13 protein-coding genes are annotated in these 16088 nt (G+C 72.0%); 4 read left to right on the top strand and 9 right to left on the bottom strand.

Annotated features, from left to right (window positions below; genetic code table 11):
• Positions 1-116: 116 nt before the first annotated feature.
• Both ACGFIM_RS33000 and ACGFIM_RS32995 read right to left on the bottom strand, forming a co-directional pair.
• Positions 117-1556 (bottom strand): penicillin-binding transpeptidase domain-containing protein, encoded by a 1440-nt coding sequence (locus ACGFIM_RS33000; RefSeq protein ID WP_393208494.1) that lies wholly within the window; start codon positions 1554-1556, stop codon positions 117-119.
• Between the two features lie 36 nt (positions 1557-1592).
• Positions 1593-1952 carry a MerR family transcriptional regulator gene (locus ACGFIM_RS32995; RefSeq protein ID WP_393208491.1) on the bottom strand — a complete coding sequence of 120 codons (360 nt, stop codon included), beginning with the start codon at positions 1950-1952 and terminating at the stop codon, positions 1593-1595.
• A gap of 92 nt (positions 1953-2044) precedes the next feature.
• On the opposite strand from ACGFIM_RS32995, the gene ACGFIM_RS32990 reads away from it, so the two are divergent.
• On the top strand, positions 2045-2977 hold the full coding sequence (locus ACGFIM_RS32990) for an aldo/keto reductase (protein ID WP_393208488.1): 933 nt from the start codon (positions 2045-2047) through the stop codon (positions 2975-2977).
• On the opposite strand, the gene ACGFIM_RS32985 is transcribed toward ACGFIM_RS32990, so the two are convergent.
• Positions 2974-3630: a TetR family transcriptional regulator gene (locus ACGFIM_RS32985; RefSeq protein WP_393208486.1), complete on the bottom strand. Its 657-nt coding sequence runs from the start codon at positions 3628-3630 to the stop codon at positions 2974-2976. The genes ACGFIM_RS32990 and ACGFIM_RS32985 overlap by 4 nt on opposite strands.
• A 93-nt stretch (positions 3631-3723) precedes the next feature.
• Here ACGFIM_RS32985 and ACGFIM_RS32980 point away from each other — a divergent pair, with 93 nt between their 5' ends.
• Positions 3724-5058: a GH1 family beta-glucosidase gene (locus ACGFIM_RS32980; protein ID WP_393208484.1), complete on the top strand. Its 1335-nt coding sequence runs from the start codon at positions 3724-3726 to the stop codon at positions 5056-5058.
• On the opposite strand, the gene ACGFIM_RS32975 is transcribed toward ACGFIM_RS32980, so the two are convergent.
• The gene (locus tag ACGFIM_RS32975; RefSeq protein WP_393208482.1) at positions 5028-5924 is read right to left on the bottom strand and encodes a hypothetical protein; all 897 of its coding nucleotides are present in this window, start codon (positions 5922-5924) and stop codon (positions 5028-5030) included. The two genes, ACGFIM_RS32980 and ACGFIM_RS32975, sit on opposite strands and share 31 nt — an antisense overlap.
• Before the next feature lie 663 nt (positions 5925-6587).
• Here ACGFIM_RS32975 and ACGFIM_RS32970 point away from each other — a divergent pair.
• Positions 6588-8021, top strand: a complete 1434-nt coding sequence (locus ACGFIM_RS32970) for an aldehyde dehydrogenase (RefSeq protein WP_393208479.1) — start codon at positions 6588-6590, stop codon at positions 8019-8021.
• Positions 8022-8263: 242 nt separating this feature from the next.
• On the opposite strand, the gene ACGFIM_RS32965 is transcribed toward ACGFIM_RS32970, so the two are convergent.
• From ACGFIM_RS32965 to ACGFIM_RS32950, 4 genes are all read right to left on the bottom strand, one after another.
• The gene (locus ACGFIM_RS32965; RefSeq protein ID WP_393208476.1) at positions 8264-9031 is read right to left on the bottom strand and encodes an alpha/beta hydrolase; all 768 of its coding nucleotides are present in this window, start codon (positions 9029-9031) and stop codon (positions 8264-8266) included.
• Positions 9032-9313: 282 nt separating this feature from the next.
• On the bottom strand, positions 9314-9694 hold the full coding sequence (locus ACGFIM_RS32960) for an AMP-binding protein (protein ID WP_393208473.1): 381 nt from the start codon (positions 9692-9694) through the stop codon (positions 9314-9316).
• Between the two features lie 89 nt (positions 9695-9783).
• On the bottom strand, positions 9784-12273 hold the full coding sequence (locus tag ACGFIM_RS32955) for a LuxR C-terminal-related transcriptional regulator (RefSeq protein ID WP_393208470.1): 2490 nt from the start codon (positions 12271-12273) through the stop codon (positions 9784-9786).
• 52 nt (positions 12274-12325) lie between these two features.
• Positions 12326-13069, bottom strand: a complete 744-nt coding sequence (locus ACGFIM_RS32950) for an AMP-binding protein (RefSeq protein ID WP_393208467.1) — start codon at positions 13067-13069, stop codon at positions 12326-12328.
• A gap of 178 nt (positions 13070-13247) precedes the next feature.
• On the opposite strand from ACGFIM_RS32950, the gene typA reads away from it, so the two are divergent.
• Complete coding sequence (gene typA / locus ACGFIM_RS32945) at positions 13248-15098, top strand: translational GTPase TypA (RefSeq protein WP_364058815.1); 1851 nt, start codon at positions 13248-13250, stop codon at positions 15096-15098.
• A 310-nt stretch (positions 15099-15408) separates the two neighbouring features.
• Here typA and ACGFIM_RS32940 read toward each other — a convergent pair whose 3' ends face one another.
• Positions 15409-16059 carry a DUF2461 domain-containing protein gene (locus ACGFIM_RS32940; protein ID WP_393208463.1) on the bottom strand — a complete coding sequence of 217 codons (651 nt, stop codon included), beginning with the start codon at positions 16057-16059 and terminating at the stop codon, positions 15409-15411.
• Positions 16060-16088 lie beyond the last annotated feature (29 nt).

Genomic DNA, 16088 nt, shown 5'->3' with positions numbered 1-16088 from the left:
ACACCAACTACGTTTCGCGCCCAGAGCAATCCGCCGGTAAAGCCCGCGATAAAGCCCGGCGGGGAGACCGGCGGGGAGGCCGGCGGAGGCGCCGCCTGTGGCCCGCTGCGGGAGGGTCAGGAGAGCGCCGCCTGGATGATGGCGCGGGCGATCGCGGTCGCCGCGTGGCTCCGCGTGCCGGGACGTTCGAGCACCACACCGACCGCGACCTCCGGCGCCTCGGCGGGAGCGAAGGCGGTGACCAGCGCGAGGTCCTGCGCGCCCGGCACGCCAGGGGGCGAGGTGGCCGCCTTCATCGCCACCCGGACGCCCGCGACCGTCGCGCTCGTGCTGCCGCTGCTCGGAGCGGTCGCCATCATGGCCGCCAGGTACCGCGCCAGCGCCGGCGGCATCACCGTCCGATAGGGCGCGGGCACCGCTCTGCTGATCACCGCCCCGTCCGCGAGCCTGACGTCCTCCACCAGGTACGGCCGCATCAGCACCCCGTCGTTGGCCACCGCCGCCGACAGCATGGCCACCATGAGCGGCGTGGCCCGGTTGTCGTGCTGCCCGATGGCCGCGAGCGCCGTCTGCGAGCGGTCGGTCGTCACCGGGAAGCGGCTGCCGGTGGCGGCCAGCGGGATGCGCAGCTCGCCCGCGTTGAACCCGAACGCCTCCGCCTGGTCCCTGAGCAGGTCCTGCCCGAGCTGCAGCCCGATGCCGGCGAAGGCCGTGTCGCAGGGGGCCTGGAAGGCGTACAGCAGCGTCGGGTGCTCGGCGCCGCAGCCGGTGTCGCGCACGTACACGGGCGAGCCGGGCAGCCGCAGCCGGGCGGGCGCGTCCAGCAGGGCGCTCGGCGTGTACTCGCCCGAGGCCAGCGCCGCCGCCGTGGTGACCAGCTTGAACGTGGCGCCGGGCGGATAGAGCCGGTTGAGCGCCCGGTTGAGCAGCGGCCGGTCGGGCGACTCGCGCAGCCGCGTGGCGGCCGCGGCGAGCCTGAGCCGGTCGAAGGTGGCCAGCGTGTTGGGGTCGTAGGTGGGGGCGGTGACCAGCGCCAGCACGGCCCCGGACGCCGGGTCGATGGCGACCGCCGCGCCCGCCAGCCCGGCGGCGGCCAGCCCCTGGTAGGCGGCGAGCTGCACGCGGTCTCTGATGGTCAGCCGTACGTGGGCGCCCGCGCCGCCGCCGCTGACCAGCGAGCGCACCTTGACCTTGGGGTCGTCGCCGGTCAGCAGCGGCTCCTCCGCCTGCTCGATGCCGGTGGCCCGGCGCAGCGACAGGTGGCCGGTGACGGCCGCGTACCGGGCCCCCTGCGGATAGACGCGCTGGTAGCGGTAGCGGCCCTCGGTGAGGCGGCTGGTGGCGATGACGGTGCCGTCGTAGGTGCGGATGTCGCCGCGCGGGCGGGCGTACCTGTCGATGAGCGTGCGCTCGTTCCTGGGGTCGGCGTTCAGCGTGCCCGCGCCGAACTCCTGGATGAGCGTGAGGTGCGCGAGCAGCACGAACAGCAGCACGGAGCACAACCTGGCCACGCGGGCCAGGGGTACGTTGATCCACCTCGCCCTCGAACCGGCCATGGTTCGAGATGTACCAACTACGCCGCAAAGCGGGAGCTAGAGGACGCTGCGGTAGTAGGAAATCTTGTTGTGGATGTAGCGCTGCCGCTCGATGAGGTTGTCGATCTGGGCCTGCACCTGGCGGTCGTGCTCTTCCAGCAGCTCGATGCGGTCGGGGATGGTGTGGTCGCCGGCGCGTACGAGCTCGGCGAAGCGCAGCATCGTGGCGATGGGCATGCCGGTGTCGCGCAGGCAGCGCAGCATGCCGAGCCAGCCGACGTCCTGTTCCGTGAACCTGCGCTGGCCCGCCGCGTTCCGGTTGACGCGCTCCAGCAGGCCGATCTTCTCGTAGTAACGAAGGGTGTCGATGCTGAAACCGGTCTCCTCTGAGACCTGCGCGGGGGTGTACACGCTCACGGGCCCCAGCATGGCACCTGGAGTGCACTCCAGGTCAACCCGATTCGAGCGCTGTTGACGTGGAGTGCACTCCAGGCTGCAGAGTCGGCGTCATGAACGGCATCGACATCGCCTTGGGCACGATCCACTTCGGTACGTCCGTGAGCAAGGAGGACACCTTCGCCATCCTCGACCGGTTCCGCGAGGCCGGCGGCACCAGACTCGACACGGCCAACAACTACCCGTTCTGGGTGGACGGGTGTACGGGCGACGAGAGCGAGCTGGCCATCGGCGCGTGGCTGGCCGCGCGCGGCGCCCGGGACGACATGGTGATCAGCACGAAGGTGGGCGCGCGGCCGACCGTCCCCGGCGACCGGACGCTCGATTCGGCCGAGGGCCTGTCGGGGGGCGTCATCGCCAAGGCGGTGGAGGGCAGCCTGCAGCGGCTGGGCACCGACAGGATCGACGTCTACTGGGCGCACCTCGACGACCGGAGCACGCCTTTCGAGGAGACGCTGGGGGCGTTCGACGAGCTCGTACGCGCCGGTAAGGCACTCTCGATCGGGGCGAGCAACATCACCACGTGGCGGCTGGAGCGGGCCAGAAACGTCTCGGCCGCGCACGGCTGGGCCCGCTACACCCATCTCCAGCTCCGCCACACCTACCTGCGGCCGCGTCCCGGCACCCGGCCCGCCGAGGCCGGGCACACGCTGGCGAACGACGACACCTTCGACTACCTGGCCGCCGAGCCCGAGATCACGCTGTGGGCGTACAATGCGCTCCTCTTCGGTGCGTATACGCGGGAGGACCGGCAGATCCCGGAGATCTACGACCACCCGGGCACGGTGCGGCGGCTGACGGCGCTGCGGGAGGTGGCGGCGGAGCTGGGCGCCACCGTCAACCAGGTGGTGCTGGCCTGGCTGATCGGCGGCGGCGTGGTGCCCATCGTCGGGGTCTCCACGATGGAGCAGCTCGACGAGGCCATCGGCGGGGCGCGGCTCACGCTGGACGACAGCCAGCGCGCCCGGCTCGACGCGGCCTGCTAGTCCTGCTCGGGCAGCGGCGGGAGGTGGTCGGCGAGGTAGCGGCGGACGAGCTTCTTGCACTCGGCGATCAGGTTCGGGTCGCCGGCCGGGTCGGCTCTGAAGGCCAGCTTGAGCACCGAGTCGCTGGCCTCGATGGCGACGAGCAGGGCGCGATCGAGCTCGGGGCTTGCGGGGGCATCGACGAGGTGGAGGGTCAGCGCGCGCATGCGCTCGGCCACCACCATGCCGTTCTCCTGGGTCTCGTCGAGCGCCCGCTTGCTGCCTCCGACGGCGGGCCCGCCGGGGGCGGCGAGCACCTCGCCGAAGTCGACCACCCCGAATCCGGGCGTGGTGCGCTTCATCTCCACGAACTCGTCGATGGTCAGGTCGGCCAGCTCGCCCCAGTGAGCCGGGCGGGCCTGCTGGATCCGCTGGACGACGCGCTGCAGGAACGCCTCCAGGTTGCGCCGCGCCAGCGCCCGCACCAGGCCCTGCTTGTCGTGGAAGAACTGGTAGAAGGTGCCGATCGGCACCTCGGCCCGGCGGGCGACCTCCTTCGTCGTCAGCGCGTCGTAACCGACCTCGTCGAGCAGCAGCGCGCACTCGTCGAGCATGCGCTCCACGCGCTCGACGCTCCGGCGCTGGGCGGGGCGGCGGCGCAAGGTACTGGTCATGCCCCCATCCTGGCGCAAATCCGTGAGTCCGAGCCGGAAACGGCGCCCTTAGATAACATGAGCCGGACTCGCGGAGTGAGCGGAGGGCCGGGCATGTTCTTGTGGGGTACGGCCACGGCGGCCTACCAGATCGAAGGCGCGACCGGCGAGGACGGCAGGGGCCCCTCCATCTGGGACGTCTTCTCCCACCAGCCCGGCCGCACCCGCGACGGGCACACCGGCGACGTGGCCTGCGACCACTACCACCGCTGGCGCGAGGACGTCGCGCTCATGGCGGACCTCGGCGTCAACGCCTACCGCTTCTCGATCGCCTGGCCGCGCGTGCTGCCGCAGGGCGCGGGCCGGGTGAACGAGCGCGGCCTGGACTTCTACGACCGGCTGGTGGACGGGCTGCTCGCGGCGGGCGTACGGCCGGTGCCGACGCTCTTCCACTGGGACCTGCCGCAGGCGCTGGAGGACCGGGGCGGCTGGCTGAACCGCGACACCGCCGAGCGGTTCGCCGACTACGCCGCCGTGGTCGCGGGCCGCCTGGCCGACCGGGTGCCGCTGTGGATCACGCTCAACGAGCCGTTCGTGCACATGGCCTACGGCTACGCGATGGGCATGCACGCCCCGGGCCAGGCGCTGCTGACCGGCGCGCTGCCCGCCGCGCACCACCAGCTCCTGGCCCACGGCCGCGCGGTGGCGGCGCTGCGGGCGGCCGGAGCGCGCCAGGTGGCGCTCACCAACAACTACACCCCGGTCAGGCCCGCCTCCGGTGACGAGGCCGACGTGCGGGCCGCCGAGGCGTACGACATCCTGCACAACCGCCTGTTCACCGACCCCGTGCTGGCAGGCACGTATCCTGATATGTCGGCCTATACCGCCGAGCTCGGGTTCGTCAGGGACGGCGACCTGGAGATCATCTCGGCCCCCATCGACGCCCTGGGCGTCAACTACTACAACCCCACCCGCATCGCCGCGCCGGCCGACGACGCCCTGCCGTTCACCGACGCCGGGATCACCGGGTACCCCACGACGGCCTTCGGCTGGCCGGTGGTGCCCGAGGGCCTGCACGAGCTGCTCACCGGCCTGCGCGCGCGGTACGGCGCCGCGCTCCCGCCGATCCTCATCACCGAGAACGGCTGCTCGCAGGCCGACGTCCCCGGCGAGGACGGCGTGATCGACGACACCGGCCGCGTGGCGTACCTCGAGGGGCACATCGCGGCGCTGCGCCGCGCCATGGACGACGGCGTGGACGTGCGCGGCTACTTCATCTGGTCGCTGCTGGACAACTTCGAGTGGGCCGAGGGCTACCACCAGCGCTTCGGCCTCGTCCACGTGGACTTCGCCACCCAGCGGCGCACGCCGAAGCGCTCCTATCACTGGTTCCGCGAGTTTCTGAGCGCCCAGAGCGTTCAGAAGACCGAGACGTGGACGTGGTCGTAGTGGTTGGCCGTCACGCCGCCCCGGTCGGACATCGGATCCCAGCCGCCGCCTGAGCGTATGTCGTAATAACGCTGCTTCCAGATGATGTACATGACGCCGATGCGGGCGCCGTTCTTGATCAGCCAGTTGGCGAGCGCGTCGCCCACGGCCTCGTCGGCGCCCGTGGCCCTGGTGCCGCCCCTGGACATCATGAAGTCGCAGGCGCGGCCCTTGCCGTGCTCGCCGGGGTCGCCAGGACGCAGGCAGCCGACACCGTACTTCATGGGGAAGTTGGCCATGATCTCGGCGCGTACCGCGACCATGCGCGGGGTCAGGCCGGTGGACGGGCCGGGCTGCTGGAAGCCGTATTTGGCGAGCAGTTTCTGAACCTCGGAACGCCGCGACTGAAGCCGCTTGATCTCCTTGCGGAGCTTCTCGACCTTCTTATTCGCGTTGATCTTGGCCTGGTTCGATTTCGCGATGAGCCTTTTGATGCTCGCCACCCGCTGGGCGCGCTCGTTGGCCATGTACGCGAGGTTCGCCGCCTGCCCGAGCACCTGGTAGGGGTCGCCGGACGGCGTGAGGAGGTGGACGCCTTCGAGCGGCCCGACCATGTAGGAGGTCTGCGCGATGCGCCTGACCTCCTCCTGCGCGGCCTTGAGCTGGGCCTGCAGCGCGCTGGACGTGGTGTTGGCCCGCTTCACCTCGAGCTTGATGTCCTCGAGGCTCTGGATCTGGCCGCGGTAGTCCTTTTCGAGCTGGGCCGCCTCCTGGGTGAGTTTCCGCAGCTCGGCCGGGGAGGGGGCGGCTGCGGCCGGAGTCGGGTCGGGGAGCGCGAGGAGCCCGGCGAGCACGGTGAGGAGAACGGCGAACCGCCAGATTCTCACACCCGTCCCCTCCCCTCGTAGACGGACCGAAACTATAGAAGATGATCTTGATTCCTGTCATCCGAACGACGTAACCACTGCACCTTTGATGGGGTTTTCGGGCTTTTGCCAGACATAAGCGGGAGATAAAAATTCGGCGCCCACAGAGACCGCCGGCGGCCCGAGACTACGGCGCGATTCCGCCTCCGCGAAATCGCGCCCGACACGCCAAGGCGCACACCCCCGCCCGGCCCGCACCCCGAGCCGGCCACAGGCACGGCGCCCGCCTCGGAAAGGCGCGCCACCCTCCTCGGACAGGCGCGACACCCTCCTCGGGCAGGCGCGACACCCTCCTCGGGCAGGCGCGACACCCTCCTCGGGCAGGCGTGGCACACCGCTTGAACAGGCATGACGCGCCGCTTGGACAGGCGTGAACGCGCCGCTTGAACAACGCGGCGTGCCGCTTGGACAACGCGGCGTGCCGCTTGGACAAGCGACGCGGGCCACTTGGACAAGCGCGGCGTGTCGAGCCCGCTGGAGGCGCGGCGTCGCCCATGCACGCACGGCGCGCCCCGCCCGCGGAAGGCGCGGCGCGCCTCTTGCACGTGCGGACAGAACATGGTTCGGTCGCCTTGAGGAACTCCCCCAGCAAGCAAGCATTCGGTCAAGCAGGAGGTCCACGTCATGCGCCAGCACGACACGCTGTTCATCGGGGGCGAATGGGTGGCCCCGGCGGGCACCGGGACGATAGACGTCATCTCTCCCCACACCGAGGAGGTCGTCGGCCGCGTGCCCGACGGCACCGCGCAGGACATGGACCGCGCCGTCGCCGCCGCCCGGGAGGCGTTCGACCACGGGCCCTGGCCGCGCATGACGTTCGCCGAGCGGGCCGAGGTGATCGGCAGGCTCGCCGACATCTACGACGCGCGACAGGACGAGATGGCGCGGCTCATCACCGAGGAGATGGGCTCGCCGATCACCTTCTCCAAGCTGGCGCAGGCCCCGCAGCCGCTGTCCATGCTGCGCTTCTACGCCGAGCTGGGCAGGACGTTCGAGCAGGAGGAGCAGCGACCCGGCCTGTTCGGCCCGCTCACCGTGCGCAGGGAGCCCGTCGGCGTCGTGGCGGCCGTGGTGCCGTGGAACGTGCCGCAGTTCGTCACCATGACGAAGGTCGCGCCCGCGCTGCTCGCCGGGTGCACGATCGTGCTCAAGCCCGCGCCGGAGACGCCGCTGGATGCGTACCTGCTGGCCGAGTGGGCGGCCGAGGCGGGCGTACCGGCCGGCGTGCTCAACGTCGTCGCGGCCGGCCGCGAGGTCGGCGAGCACCTCGTCTCCCACCCCGGCGTGGACAAGGTGGCCTTCACCGGATCCACCGCCGCCGGACGGCGCATCGCCGCCATCTGCGGCGAGCAGCTCAAGCGGGTCAGCCTGGAGCTCGGCGGCAAGTCCGCGGCGATCATCCTCGACGACGCCGACCTGCAGGCCGGCATGGGCTTCCTGCAGATGGCCGCGCTGATGAACAACGGGCAGGCGTGCGTGGCACAGACCCGCATCCTCGCCTCCAGGCAGCGTTACGACGAGGTCGTGGACGCCGTCGCCGGCATGGTCTCCTCCCAGGCCGTCGGCGACCCCGCCGACCCCGCCACCGGCATCGGCCCGCTCGTCGCCAAGCGGCAGCAGGAGCGCGTCGAGGGCTACATCAGGATCGGCATGGAGGAGGGCGCGAAGGTCGTCGTCGGCGGTCTCGACCGGCCGCGCGACAAGGGCTGGTACGTCGCCCCCACCGTCTTCGCGGGCGTCTCCAACGACATGCGCATCGCCAGGGAGGAGATCTTCGGGCCGGTGCTCGCCGTCATCCCGTACGAGGACGAGGCGGACGCCGTGCGCATCGCCAACGACAGCGAGTACGGCCTGGCCGGCACCGTGTGGACGGCCGACCCCGAGCACGGCATGGAGGTCGCCCGCCAGGTGCGCACCGGGACGTACGGGGTGAACTGCTACATGCTGGAGGCCAACGCCCCGTTCGGCGGCTACAAGGCCAGCGGCATCGGCCGCGAGCTCGGTCCCGAGGGACTCAACGGCTACCTGGAGTACAAGACCATCACCCGCCTCGGCTGAGCACACCGAGCGGAAGGGGGCCTCCCCGTACGAGACCCCCCTCGAAGGCCCCCTTCGCTCCAGCTCCGTACGGACCTAGCGCGCCCCCGCGACGCTAGGTCCAAGCGGCGCGAGACAGCGCGTGACGCATCCGCTACGGACTGACCGCAGCAGTATGTCCCACGACGGGCGCTACGAACGCTTTGCCACCTCGGAGACTTTCTCCCGGCGGTTTCCATTCGTACGCCGCAGGACGACGGGAATTACGCTGAAAGACGGGTTGTCAGCCACTTGCCGATGCGGCGGATGAGATCGGGGGTCGCCGCCGACTCCGCGTGCCCGTAGCCGGGCTCCACCCACAGCTCCTTCGGCTCCTTGGCGCCCGCGTAGAGCTGCTCGGCGTGCTCCAGGGGGAAGAACGCGTCGGCGTCGCCGTGCACGATCAGCAACGGCGTCGGCGAGATGAGCCCGGCGGCCTCGTACGGCGGCATCGGGATCGGGTCCCACTGCCCGCGCGCGATCCTCGTGCGCTTGGCCACCCGCGCCGCGAACCTGCCGAACGGCCGCTCGATCGCCCAGTGCACCTGCCGCATCGGCCGGGTGCCCCGGTAGTACCAGCGGGCCGGGCCGCTCACCGCCACCACCGCGTCCACGCCGCCGCGCAACCCCGCGTGCCGTACGGCCACCGCCGCGCCCATGGAGAAGCCCACCACGCCGATGCGCCGGTAGCCGATCACGCGGGCGTGCCTCACCGCGGCCTCCACGTCGAGGATCTCCAGGTCGCCGACCGTGGTCTCGCCGCCAGAACGCCCGTGGCCGCGGAAGTCGAACGCCATCACGCCGCCGTACCGGCTGAGCACGTGGACGATGCGGCGCGCGCTGCGCTCCCGCCACGAGCCGGTGAAGCCGTGCGCCACGACGATCCCCACGTCGGCGCTCGCGCCCTGGCCGGTGGGCGGAGTGTGCGCGGCGTCGATGCGGACGCCGTCCTCGGTTCTGAGCATGACGGGGAAGTTGGGCGCGAACGGCATGCTCACGAGCTTAAACTCGCCGCCTCCGCCTCCGCGCCCGCGCCCGCCTCCGCCTCCGCGCCCGCCTCCGTGTCCGCGCCCGCCTCCGTCTCCGCGCCCGCCTCCGTCTCCGGGTCCGCCTCCGTCTCCGGGTCCGCCTCCGGGTCCTCGCCCGCCCTGCCCCGCGTGCCACTCGAAAGGACACCGGATGCGCCCGGGGCGACGCTCCGAGGGGGTGGGGTGCCTGCTCTGGAGGTGCCGGACTCGACCGGGACACCACTCAGAGGCGACGGGAGACGGCGCTCAGGGACGCTGAAGGACGGCGGGGTCGCCGCTGAGGTCGGCCATGCTGAGCACGATCCGCACCCGCGACTCCTCGGCCGCCTCCAGCGCCTCCCGCACGTTCGAGATCATCACCCTGGCGCGGCTCTTCTGGATGCGGTCGCGCAGCACGGGCGCGTCGAGATGGACGGGCAACGGCCACACCACGCCGCCCGCGGCGATCACCGCGTCGGTCGCCACCAGCAGGTCGGGCCCGACGGGCAGGCAGATGAGCACGGTGTCGCCCGCCCGGACCCCCGCGTGCCGGAGGCGGATGGCCGCGACCGCGGACCGCTCGTCCAGCTGCTCCTCGGTGAGCTTCAGGCCGGTGCCCGAGTCCACCATCACGATGCGCTCATCCATGGGGAACACCGTAAGGAGGGCGACCTGTGCACACATGGGGCGGAATATGCAGATCCCTATGCAGATGCGCGCTCGTCCACTGGACGCCCCTACGTGGCGGACCGGGGCCGCTCGGCCGCCCACACCGCGATCTGCGCGCGCGAGGTGTAGCCCAGCTTCTCCATGATGTTGGCGATGTGGCGGGCCACCGTCGCCGGGCTGATGACCAGCTCCTCGGCGATGGCCCGGTTGGACAGCCCGCGGGTGAGCAGGCCGGCGATCTCCAGCTCGCGTGCGGTCAGCAGCGAGCGCCTGACCGGCTCGGCCGCCGCGGGGGCGGGCGGCGCGGGGCGCCCGTCGAGCACGTGGCGGGCCGCGTCGTCGGGGCTCATCGTCCTGCCGCGCGACCACAACGCGGCCGTACGGCCCTCGCCCAGCTTCGTCCTGGCCCGGCCCAGCAGCTCGTCGATCCTGAGCGTGGCGAAGTGCTGGCCGATCTCCTCGCGCAGCGCGGCCGCCGCCGCTGCCGCGAGCACCGCGCCTTCGAGGTCGCCCTCGCACTCGGCCAGCACCGACAGCCCCACCAGGCAGCGCGCCACGCCCTGCCGCTGCCCGGCGGCGCGGCTCAGGTCGAGGCTGGCGGCCAGCCGCTCGCGGGCCAGGCCGAACTCGTGCAGCATCGCCGCCACCCGGCCGATCCTGGCCAGGCAGCGCGCCAGCTCCAGATGGCAGGCCAGCTCGCGCAGCCAGGGCACGGCCTGCTCGTACTGCTCCTTGGCGGTCACCAGATCGCCTCTGGCCTCGGCCACGCAGCCGAGCTGCACGGCGGTCCTCGCCATGATCCAGCGGTGGCCGTGCTCGCGCGCCCGCACCAGCGCCTCCTCGCCGAGCCGCTGCGCCTCGCGCAACCGCCTCCTGGTGAGCGCCACCGCCGACAGCCCGGCCAGGCCCGCCGCCTGGTTCCAGGTGTCACCGGACGCGGTGGCCAGCGCCAGGCCCTCCTCGGCGTGGTGCAGCGCCTCATCGGCACTGCCCATGCTGCCCATGCGCAGAAGCACGACGACGATGAGGCTGTGCATGACGCAGCGCGGGAACACCTGGTCAGGCCCGAGCCCCGCCAGGCTGCGCCGGGCCAGCTCCAGCGACCGGCTCAGCTCGTCGCGCGCCTCCAGCCCGTACGCGAGGTAGGCGAGAGAGTGCGCGACCTCCTCGGGCGGCACGTCGCCGGTGCCCAGCGAGAGCAGCCGCTCCACCCAGCCGACGATCTCCCTGACGTTGCCGCCCAGCGGCAGCAGACCCGTACTGGTGCGGCAGAGCCGCAGCCCGAGCGCGACGTTGCCGGACTCGGCCGCCCATTCGAGCGCCGCGCGCTGGTCGTCCATCAGGCGGCGGCTCGCCCGCGCCGCCGCGAGCCGCCGCTCCCACGGCTCCCTGGGCGCCGTCATCTCCACCGCGAAGTGGTGTTCGAGCAGGTCGCAGAGTACGTGCAGGTGCCGCTCGCGCAGCGCGCCGCGCTCGCCCGCCCGGTCCAGGCGTTCGAGCGCGTACCGCTTGATGGTCTCCAGCAGCCAGTAGCGCGAGCGCGCCTCGTCGCAGAGCACCAGCGACTTGTCCACCAGGCCGGCCAGCAGGTCGAGGATCTCGCCCGCCGCGATGGGCGGGGCCGCGCACACCCGTTCGGCGAGCTCGAGATCGAAGTCGCCGGCGAACACCGACAGCCGGCGCAGCAGCACCTGCTCTCCGGGCGAGAGCAGGTCGTAGCTCCACTCGACGGTGGCGAGCAGCGTGCGCTGCCGCGCGGGGGCCGTGCGCCCGCCGGTGGTCAGCAGCAGGAAGCGGTCGTCGAGCCGGCCGGCGATGCGGCCGGGACTGAGCAGGCTCGTACGCGCGGCGGCCAGCTCCAGCGCCAGCGGCAGCCCGTCGAGCGCCCGGCACAGGCGCACCACGTCCGGCAGGCTCTCGGGACCGAGCTTGGTGCCGACGGCGGCGGCGCGGTCGAGGAAGAGCCGCACGGACTCGGCGGCGCAGGCGTCGGGGGGGCAGGCGTCGGGGGCACAGGCGTCGGGGGCACAGGCGTCGGGGGCGCTGCCTCCGCCGGCGGAGCCGCCGGGCAGGTCGAGCGGCGGCACCCGCCAGACCAGCTCGCCCGCGATGCGCAGCGGCTCTCTGCTGGTGGCCAGCACGCGCAGCGACGGGCACGCCGACACCAGCGCCGACACCACGTGGGCCGACCTGTCGATGAGGTGCTCGCAGTTGTCGAGCAGCAGCAGGCAGCGCTGATCGCGCAACCGGGCCGTGACCGTGTCGAGCAGCGGGGTGCCCGGCTCCTCGCCGACGCCGAGCACCTGGGCGATCTCGTGGTCGACCAGCTCGGGCCGGCCGATCCTGGCCAGCTCCACCAGCCAGACGCCCCCGGGGAACGACGGCACCAGCCCGGCCGCCACCCGCAGGGCCAGCCGGGTCTTGCCGATGCCGCCGACCCCGCACAGCGTCACCACGCGGGTCTCGCCGATCAGGTCGCGCAGATCGTCGAGATCGCGTTCACGGCCGATGAACCGGTTGGGCTCGACCGGAAGGTTGTGCCGGGGGGAATCTGGCATGTGCTCACCCTGCGTCGCCGAAGGATCACACTCTTGCACAGTCTCGCACGTCTCACACGCCGAGTGAGCTCACGACCGCTCTTTCGTCCACGACGCGCAGGGTGGGGTCGCCGAGCAGCCGCCGCGCCAGGTCGTACGGCGCCACCACCACGGTCGCCCGCCGCTCCTGGGCCAGCACCCGGCAGCCGACCAGGCTCGGCTCGTGCGCGACGACGACATGGGCGCCCGCCGTCATCGCCAGGTCGATCGTGCGCAGGCCGCGGAACGGCTCGCTCACGGCGCTGATCACCACGTCGTCCTTGGTGACGACGAGACGCGTGGAGAGCCTGCGCAGGTCGGTGGCCAGCTCGGCGTTGTCGAGCAGCCGCACGCCGTCGAGCGTGATCGCGGGCCCGGCCAGCGGGCCGAACTCGACGGCCGCCGCCCCCACCAGGTCGCCGAACGACCGGGCGCCCGCGACGGGACGGAAGGAGAAGACCAGGTCGGCCTTGACCGCGGCGGGGTCGTAGCGGTCGTAGGTGATGAGGATGCGCGACTCACCGCGCCCGCCCAGCACGGCGATGCCGCCCGCCCAGGCCACCGCGTGCACCGCGACGGGCAGCGCCGCGCCGAGCGGGACGTCGACGAGCACCCGCTCGCCGTACCGGAGCCCCTGCGCGTGCAGGCCCGCCGCCGCCCTGGTGACCCGCCTGGCGAAGGCCGCGTAGGACAGCACCTCGCCGGTCCTGACGTCGCTCACCGCCGGCTGATCGCCCTGCATCGGTGCCGCCGCCATCACCAGCTCTGTCCAGGTCATGCCGCCAATCTAGGGATCCGGGCCGTGCTTGCCATGCGCAGGAATGTGCAGGCCGCTATGTAGTCGCGGGGAACGGGGGCCGCCGGCGGCTCGCGCCGGTCAGCGGAGGGGATCAACTAGACTGAGAAGGTCGCGACTTCGCGCGGCCGCCCCCCACGACACAGAGCGAGACGTCATCATGCCTTTGAACAGCCGCGACGACCTGCGGAACATCGCGATCATCGCGCACGTCGACCACGGTAAGACCACGCTGGTCGACGCGATGCTCTGGCAGTCCGGGGCCTTCCGCGCCAACCAGGACGTCGACGACCGCGTGATGGACTCCAACGACCTGGAGCGCGAGAAGGGCATCACCATTCTCGCGAAGAACACCGCGGTCAAGCACGGCGGCATGACCATCAACATCATCGACACCCCCGGCCACGCCGACTTCGGCGGCGAGGTCGAGCGCGGCCTGTCGATGGTCGACGGTGTGGTGCTGCTGGTCGACGCCTCCGAGGGGCCGCTGCCGCAGACCCGGTTCGTGCTGCGCAAGGCGCTGGCCGCGAAGATGCCGGTCATCCTGTGCATCAACAAGGTCGACCGGCCCGACGCCCGCATCAAGGAGGTCGTCGACGAGGTCTACGAGCTGTTCATGGACCTCGACGCCACCGACGAGCAGATCGACTTCCCGATCGTCTACGCCTCGGCCAAGGCCGGCCGGGCCTCGCTGCAGCGTCCCGCCGACGGCGGCATGCCCGACTCGGAAGACCTCGAGCCGCTGTTCGACATCATCAAGTCGACGATCCCGGCGCCCACCTACGACCCCAACGCGCCGCTGCAGGCCCACGTCACCAACCTCGACGCGTCCTCCTACCTCGGCCGCATCGCGCTGTGCCGCATCCACCAGGGCGTCATGCGCAAGGGCCAGCAGGTGGCCTGGTGCCGTACGGACGGCTCGATCCAGAAGGTGAAGATCACCGAGCTGCTGATGACGGAGGCGCTGGAGCGCAAGCCCGCCGAGGAGGCCGGGCCCGGCGACATCATCGCGATCGCCGGCATCCCCGAGATCATGATCGGTGAGACGCTGGCCGACCCCGACGACCCGCGCCCGCTGCCGCTCATCACGGTCGACGAGCCCGCCATCTCGATGGTCATCGGCACCAACACCTCGCCCCTGGTCGGCAAGGTCAAGGGTTCGAAGGTGACCGCCCGCATGGTCAAGGACCGCCTCGACAAGGAGCTGGTCGGCAACGTCTCGCTGCGCGTGCTGCCCACCGACAGGCCCGACGCCTGGGAGGTGCAGGGCCGCGGCGAGCTGGCGCTGGCCATCCTGGTCGAGCAGATGCGCCGCGAGGGCTACGAGCTGACGGTCGGCAAGCCGCAGGTCGTCACCAAGGTCATCGACGGCAAGGTGCACGAGCCGGTCGAGCGGCTGACGGTCGACTGCCCTGAGGAGTACCTCGGCGCGGTCACCCAGCTCCTGGCCGTCCGCAAGGGCCGCATGGAGCACATGACCAACCACGGCACCGGCTGGATCCGCATGGAGTTCGTGGTGCCGGCGCGCGGCCTCATCGGCTTCCGCACGGAGTTCCTGACCGAGACCCGCGGCACGGGCCTGGTGCACCACGTGTTCGACTCGTACGAGCCGTGGTTCGGCGAGCTGCGCACCCGTAACAACGGCTCGCTCGTGGCCGACAGGTCCGGCCCCGTCACCGCGTTCGCCATGCTCAACCTCCAGGAGCGCGGCACGCTGTTCGTCTCGCCCGGCACCGAGGTGTACGAAGGCATGATCGTCGGCGAGAACTCCCGGTCCGACGACATGGACGTGAACATCACCAAGGAGAAGAAGCTCACCAACATGCGCTCCTCCACCGCCGAGGAGACGGAGAAGCTGATCCCGCCGCGGGTGATGTCGCTGGAGCAGGCGCTGGAGTTCATCCGCGAGGACGAGTGCGTGGAGATCACGCCCGAGGCCGTACGCATCCGCAAGGTCATCCTCGACGCCGCCACCCGCGCCCGCGCCGCCGCCCGCGCCAAGCGCTCCTGACGCGAGCCCGCTCTCCGGACGACAGGTCCCCGGGCTCACGCCAAGCGCCCCCACCCCGGCCGGCAGGTCCCCGGGCTCACGCCAAGCGCCGCCACCCCGGCCTCGGCTGCTCAACGGGCCGCGCCCGGCCGTGCCGGAGCCCGCCGAGCAGGCCGAGCGCCGCAGGCTCGTCAGGGCCGTGCTGCCGCCCCGGCGCCGGCCGGGGTGCTCGCCGGCGGTGCCACCGCCGTCTCGTCGGCCGCGGGCCAGACCGTGGACCGGATCTTTGAGGGCGGCCAGGTCGCGGGCACCGCGACCCGCTGGGGCCGGCTCAGCGGCGGGGCAGCTCGCTGCCGCGTACGTGCGTGCACAGCCACTCGACCAGCGGGCCGAAGGCGCGCCATGCGCGTTCGACGCGCCCGCGCACCTCGGAGGTGTGCACCCACGGCTCGGGCTCCCAGCGCACGCCCGCGTACAGGGTGCGGTGGCGCAGCAGGCCGATGCGCGGGTGGTCCTCTCCGAAGCCCTTGGGCCGGGTCTTCAGCCGGTCGCCCATCAGCTCGTAGCCGGCGGCCTCCAGGCGCTCGGCCAGCGCCGCGAGCGGCTTGCCCGAGATGTCCTCGTCGACCGCGGCGCGGTAGCGGGCCACCTGGTCGGAGGCGGTGCTGTAGACGCCGCCCGCGACGAACAGCCCGTCCGCGCTCACCTCGACGTAGTAGCCGATGCCGGGCATCCGGCCGGCGAAGGCCCCCTGATGTGTCTTGTACGGCGACTTGTCCTTGGAGAAGCGCACGTCGCGGTAGGGACGGAAGAGCCGGACCGCGCCGAACTCCGGCTCCAGCTCGTCGGCCAGCGCCTGCATGGACGCCCGCACGGCCTCCTCGTAGAGGTCCCTGTGCCGGGCGAAGTACGTCTTGGAGTTGTCCGCCTCCAGCCCCTCGTAGAACATGAACGCCTCGTCGGGGAAGCCGGTGAAAGCCATGGCGTCAAGCGTGCCACGGGACCGGGGCG

The sequence above is a fragment of the Nonomuraea sp. NPDC049309 genome, from assembly GCF_043196965.1.
GTDB lineage: Bacteria > Actinomycetota > Actinomycetes > Streptosporangiales > Streptosporangiaceae > Nonomuraea > Nonomuraea fastidiosa.
This window is presented reverse-complemented; position numbering and strand designations above follow the sequence as displayed.